Origin of the sequence: Fusibacillus kribbianus (genome assembly GCF_030053595.1) — a bacterium.
Taxonomy (GTDB): domain Bacteria; phylum Bacillota; class Clostridia; order Lachnospirales; family Lachnospiraceae; genus Lientehia; species Lientehia kribbiana.
Genome location: NZ_JASGBQ010000042.1, coordinates 1 through 6,080, shown reverse-complemented (window position 1 = coordinate 6,080; position 6,080 = coordinate 1). Strand labels below are relative to the sequence as shown.

General features: G+C 48.7%; 6 protein-coding genes. All 6 read right to left on the bottom strand.

Going from position 1 to position 6,080, the window contains the following annotated elements; genetic code table 11:
* Nucleotides 1–236 precede the first annotated feature (236 nt).
* The 6 genes from QJ036_RS13970 to QJ036_RS13945 all read right to left on the bottom strand — a co-directional run bounded on the left by QJ036_RS13970 (nt 237) and on the right by QJ036_RS13945 (nt 5,782).
* On the bottom strand, nt 237–581 hold the full coding sequence (locus QJ036_RS13970; protein WP_283231950.1) for a TnpV protein: 345 nt from the start codon (nt 579–581) through the stop codon (nt 237–239).
* Nucleotides 578–3,505 carry a DUF4368 domain-containing protein gene (locus QJ036_RS13965; RefSeq protein WP_283231949.1) on the bottom strand — a complete coding sequence of 976 codons (2,928 nt, stop codon included), beginning with the start codon at nt 3,503–3,505 and terminating at the stop codon, nt 578–580. The genes QJ036_RS13970 and QJ036_RS13965 overlap by 4 nt, the downstream gene beginning before the upstream one ends.
* Nucleotides 3,502–3,978 (bottom strand): PcfB family protein, encoded by a 477-nt coding sequence (locus QJ036_RS13960; RefSeq protein ID WP_058351589.1) that lies wholly within the window; start codon nt 3,976–3,978, stop codon nt 3,502–3,504. Before QJ036_RS13960 ends, QJ036_RS13965 begins: the two co-directional genes overlap by 4 nt.
* A gap of 71 nt (nt 3,979–4,049) precedes the next feature.
* Nucleotides 4,050–4,274 (bottom strand): DUF5348 domain-containing protein, encoded by a 225-nt coding sequence (locus QJ036_RS13955; protein ID WP_002584988.1) that lies wholly within the window; start codon nt 4,272–4,274, stop codon nt 4,050–4,052.
* 14 nt (nt 4,275–4,288) lie between these two features.
* On the bottom strand, nt 4,289–5,209 hold the full coding sequence (locus tag QJ036_RS13950; RefSeq protein WP_002584989.1) for a DUF6017 domain-containing protein: 921 nt from the start codon (nt 5,207–5,209) through the stop codon (nt 4,289–4,291).
* A 210-nt stretch (nt 5,210–5,419) separates the two neighbouring features.
* Complete coding sequence (locus QJ036_RS13945; RefSeq protein WP_002584990.1) at nt 5,420–5,782, bottom strand: hypothetical protein; 363 nt, start codon at nt 5,780–5,782, stop codon at nt 5,420–5,422.
* Nucleotides 5,783–6,080: the final 298 nt, after the last annotated feature.

Genomic DNA, 6,080 nt, shown 5'->3' with positions numbered 1-6,080 from the left:
TGTTATTGGTGGTACTTTAACAATACTATCTTGGGACAATCCTGTCACTGCCTTTTTTAGAAAAAGTAAAAAGCTGCGCCACAGCCTTGGCAGGCCATCGCGCAGCGATTTTGTTCAATTCCAATTTGTTGCTCAATTTCGTATTCAAATTATACCATAAAACTTGTGAACAATTCTACCGCAACTTTGGACTATATGAGAAAAGTCCGAACAGTTTTCTGCCCGGACTTCCTCGCTCAATTATAAATCAACTCTGCTTTCACAACTGCCTCTGCCTGCGCCTTGCAAGCGTTCATCTGCCGCACCCATTCCATTTGGTTTTCAGCTTTCAGTTGCTCGGTCACGCCGTTTTGCTCTGCCAGTGACCGCACGATCAGCTCCATGCGGTTTCGTGCCGCTTCTTCAATCTCGGCGCAATGTTCAAAGAGCTTGTCGGATAGCACCAGTTCATTGAACAGTATCGGGCGGTGCATTTCTAAATACGCCTTGCGAAGTCTGCCGTAGTGTCCGATGGGCTTGGTCTTGCGGATAATGATGTTCGGGATAAGATAATCGCCGTTCTGCCTGTAAGTGATATTCATGCTATCTGCGCTCCTTTCTGCGGCTCTCTCTGCGGTAAACTGCTGACAGGGACGAACACGCCCTTTGCAATGTCCTCTGCACGAATGGCGGCTTTCTTGGCTTCGATTTCTGCTTTTTTTCTCCCCTTGATTTTGTCCTCGTATCGCTTCTGCGCTCCGCTGGCTTTCCGCTTCAAGTAGTTCTGATGAAGCCTGTCCTTGCGTTCCTCACGCTTGCGGATTTCCTCTAATTCTTCCGGGGTCAGCTCCACTTCTCCAAACGCCGGGGGAACGAATCGCCCAACAAAATTGAAGTAAATCTCGACCTCCTGTGTGGTCTGAATACTGCCCTTGCGGTCACGCTCATGCACAAGGATTTTCTCGATAAACTCGTTGAGCATGGCAATGGTCAGCTTGTCGAAGTTCTCATATTTGTCAATCAGAGCGATAAAACGGTCAGCGTCCTTTTCGTGCTTCTCATAGCTCTTGACAGCCTTTTCCAGAACAGAGATTTCAGCGGTAAGCTCGGACTGTTCCTTTTCGTATTGAGCGTCCAGAGTGGCGTATCTGCTGTCGGACAGCTTGCCTAAAATGTTGTCCTCATAGATTTTGCAGAGCAGGACTTCCAGCTCGGAAACTCTCTGCTTTGCTGTGGCAAGGCGTGTGCGCTGTTTTCTGACCTCTGCCGTCTGCTGGCTGGACTGCGCTTCCTGCACCACACGGACAAACTCGGCTCGGTCATGCTTGGCATACTCGGCAATAGCTTTGAGCATTTCGGAAACAAGGGACAGTACCACATCTTCATTGATACGGTGCTGTGTCGTGCAGAGCTTTCCAACTGGGACTTTGCTGTATTGGGAACAGGTATATTGAGAAATACGCTTGCCGTTGTTGGTACGGTGGACATACATCTTGCCGCCGCAATCGGCACAATAAAGCAAGCCTGTGAGGGGAGCTGCTTCGCCCCAGCCGTCCGGGTAGCGTCTGACATTCCCACGGATTTTCTGCACAAGGTCAAAGGTCTGCTGGTCAATGATAGCTTCATGGGTATTCTCGAAAATCGTCCATTCGTCCTCCGGGACATAATGGCTTTTCTTGTCCTTGAAGTGCTTTCGAGTCTTGAAGTTGATGGTGTGTCCCAGATATTCACGCTTTTCAAGAATGTTGCAGATGGTGGAAGAACCCCAGCCGTACACATCTTTGAAAGTCTTGTTTTTATTCACACCCTCGCCGTGCTGGGCAAGGTAAGCGGACGGAATGAGGATTTTTTCTTCTTTCAGCTTGCTGGCGATCTGATACGGACCGTAGCCCTCAATCGTCATGGCAAAGATGCGCTTGACCACATCAGCGGCTTCGGGGTCAACCAACCATTGGTCTCTGGCTTCGTTCCAGAGATAGCCGTAAATGACCGTGCCTGTGAGGTGCTTGCCGGACTTGCCTTTGGACTGGAAAGTGGAACGGATTTTACGGCTGGTGTCTCTGGCGTAATACTCGTTCATAATGTTGCGGAAAGGGGTAAAATCATCGTCACCTCTGGCACTGTCCACGCCGTCATTGATGGCGATAAGGCGAACGCCACGCTGACGCAGGATTTCCATAATCTGACCTACTTTCAGATAGTCACGACCCATGCGGCTCATGTCCTTGATACACAGATACTCCACATTCCCGGCTTCCACTTCTTTCATCATTGCCAAAAATCCGGGACGGTCAAAGCAGGTGCCGCTAATGCCATCGTCCGTGAAATGGACAATGTTTGTAAAGCCCTGCCGTGCGGCGAACTCCTCCAACATTGCCTTTTGATTGGATATGGAGTTGCTCTCACGCTGTTGGTCATCATCTTTGCCAAAGTCATCACGGCTCAGTCGTTCGTACAGAGCTGTGATTTTCTCGTTTTTTCTCATAACTTGCGCTCCTTTCTTCGGTTTTAGGTTATGTGTTCTAAGAGACTTCCCAACCGCTTGATTAAGAAGTCTTTTAGAGCATACAACACCTGCCGCAAGTTTGTACTTCTTGTACTGCTTGACCGCAAAATGTTCCGGGTCTTTTTCTTCCAGACGTTCAAACATGAGGTCTACCGGGTTCTTAAAGTCCTCGTCGTCCTCGCGGGCTTCCGACGCATTTATCATTTCAAGCAGCGTCGTAAAGTTCTTTTCCTCGTCGGGGGCTTCGTACCAGATATAGCCGATAAGCGCGGTATAGTAGAGCTTTTCAGCTTTTACCCAAAAATCCTCGCCGGATTTCTCCCCGTCGCCTTTGGTGTTGGCGATAATGGTATTGACTAACTTCAAAATATCCTTTTCGCTCCGCAGATAGGCAAAGGGATTGTATTTCATGGATTTTTTGAAGTTAATCGTATTCAGCACTTTGATTTTGTACCCGCCCCGCTGTAAGAGCTTCCCGCACTCGATTAAGACGGTGCCTTTCGGGTCGGTAACAACATAAGAACTGTGCATTTGCATAAGGTTGGGCTTTACGAAAAAGCGGGTCTTGCCGCTGCCGGAACCGCCGATAACAAGAATGTTTTTGTTTCTTGCATACTTCGGCTGCTTCGGGCGGCTGCTCATCATCAGCCTTTCGGTCTGCGTCAGCAGCACATTATTTTCAAATACAGGGTCGATATACGGCTTTATATCCTCCGCGCCGCCCCAACGTGCAGAACCGTATTCCATGCCTTTTCGGTACTTCTTCGCGTTCTTGCCTTTCATGTAAACGGCAAGCCGGATAATGACCGCCCCCGCAATGCCGATAAGCAGATCGGCGGGGTGCAGGCTCGGCGCGATACTGGAAAAGGCGGCGGCAAAGCCCGTCCCAAGCTGCAAGAGCTTTTCGCTTGCGTCTGCGCCGGGGGTAAGGCGTATTGCTGCGCCTATCTTGTCAAACAGATAGACAAAGAGCAGATAGGGCAGGTTGAGGATAAGCAGCTTTTTGACTTCCTGCTTCATAGCGATACCTCCCTGTCCTTGTTCTTTACCTTGTCCCGCTGCGCGTTCAAGCCCGCCGCCTTTTCTTTCAGAGAGGAAAGCAGCTTGCGGATAGAGGGCTTTTTCTCCTGTGTCAGCTTCTTTGCGGAAAACTCCTTAAAGGCTGCGGTCAGCACGTCAGCGTCGCGGCCTTTGAAAAACACAAGGTAGCGGGGCGGGTTTTCCGTCGTGTCCTTTTTCAGCGCAAAGTCGATACCGTACTTTTTCGCCGTACTCTCAAAGGCTTTGATATTGCCCTCGGTAATCTCAATGTTGGAAACTCCCGCGTTCTGCTTCATAAGCTGCTTTAAGGTCTGCTTGCCCTGCGGCGTTTTGTCTTTCTGCTTCTTCATCTGTGCAAGCAGCGTTTTCATAGCCTTTTGAAGTGTCTGCGCGGTCAGCTTCCCGGTCTTGATGTAAAGGGCTATGGTCTTTTCGTTGATTTCATCTTGCATTTACCGTCCTCCTTTCGCGGTAGTCTGATAGTGTTAGGGTGGTACGCCGCTGCGGTAGCCGCCCATAAGCTTTAGATACGGACGCGCAAGCCGTTCAAATCCTCGGCGCGGATACCCACAAGGTACCATTCCTGCGCCGCGCTCATTTCAATGCGGGTCGGCTTCCATTTGCCGCCTGTGAATACGTCGAAACACTCTCCGCAATGCAAGCCGCCGTAATAGTCGGCAATGTCAAAGCGAATGTCGTAGCGGTCGGTCTGTTCGTCAAAAATCAAAGCTCCTGTTTTCTGTGCCATGTGGTAATCCTCCTTTAGATTTTGCCTGTCGCCATGTCGTGAGCGACAAGGGCGGTATAGTAGCTGTCAATGGTATTCGGCGCATTGAACAGCACCGCTTTAAGGTACTGTTTGATGTTGCGGATTTTGGTGGTATTCTCTTTCATGCAGTCAAAGACAAATTCAATGTGACTGCTGTTGAGCTTCATAAACTTTGCCTTGACAAGCTCTGCCGGGTAATCGTCCCCGGCGATACGGATTGTCTTTCTCTTGCTGCATACCGTTTCAAGGATAATCGAAACAATTTCGTCCAGACGGTCTTTGTCTACCTGCCCGTAGCGTACAAAATGGTCGTACTCGATATTGTCCTTGATGATTTCCTCATAAACGCTGTATGCGTCTGTCGCTTCCTTTCGTTTCCGTTCCGGCGGCTCTGCCGCTTCCCCGTCGTAAGGCAAGGGATTTAGGGAATGGATAGGAATGGAATCGGTACTTGATAAATCTATATTTGATTTTTCTTTTTTGGGTAAGTTAGTCTTTTGTATATCTTTATTTAATTGCGTTGGATTTTCCAACGTAGGTTTTTTCTGCGTAGGTTTTTCCAACGTTGGATTATCCAATGTTGGATTTTCCAATGTAGGTAAATCCGATACAGGCGGGGTCTGCGGCTGCTCAAAAATCACATAATCTGCGCCGCGCAAGCGTCCTTTCTCGTCGCGTTCCCTTGAACGCACGATATACCCGGCGCGTTCCAGTTCCTTAACGGCTTCCCGGATAGCGTCGATTTTCTCCCGGTTGATAAAGGACAGCCCCGCAAGGGTGTAGTCCCAATCCTCTGGCAAGGACAGCATTTGCGATAACAGCCCTTTTGCCTTTAGGGATAGCTCCTTATTGCGTAAGTGGTGGTTGCTCATAACCGTATAGCCCTTGTTGCGCTCCACTCTGAAAACTGCCATAGCTTCATCACTCCTTTGCTGCATACCTGTTACGCAATAGAAACGCGATTTTGAGGGTTTAGGTATCAATCCCTTATCCGCTGAAAACCGCGTCCGCAAAGCCGCGTAAATCAAGGGCTTTTTCATGCCTACTGCGTAACAAAGGGCATGAAAAAAGCGGCGTTCCTGTTCTTCCTTGTGGGAAGTGAGAAACGCCGCCTGTGCGGTGCGTTATTCTGCTTCTTCGGCTATGAGGTCTTGTATGACTTCGCCAAAGTCTGCCGTAAAGGAAAAAATGAAGTATTCCAAAACGGCGGGGTCTGCGTCCATAGGCTCGGCTTCCTCGGAAAAGGGCAAGCCCATAAGCCCATAGAGCATTTTTATGATTTTGAACAGCTTCCCCCGGTCGGCGGGGGTGTTCATGGTAACAAGTACGTCGGTCAAGCGGTTTACGGTTTCCATGTCGCCGCCTGTCGTTACCCATACCATTTCTGCGAATGGCTGCGTGATTGCTCCGGTTACAAGGTTTACCTTATCCTTGCTGATTTCGCCGGACGGGAGTATAATACCCTTGTCTAAAAGTACGTTTTTCATGTCGTCCTCCTATAATTTGTGGTGCCAAAATGGTGCCCGGTCTTACAAAATCATCTTATACGGAGATATGGCAAGATAAATGACGATATGCAGAAAACCTTGATTTTAAGCCATTTTCGCGAGGTTTTATAAACACTTGCGCGGGCTTATAAGAAGATTTCCGTCTATCAAATCAATAAAAAATGGTGCATTTAATAAAGCTCAGCTAATCACGCTTAAGTTTTATGCAACTTTCGTCTGTCGTTGCTTTTTATTATGATATTTGTAAAGATTGAATCCACATGAAATCAGTGTGAGT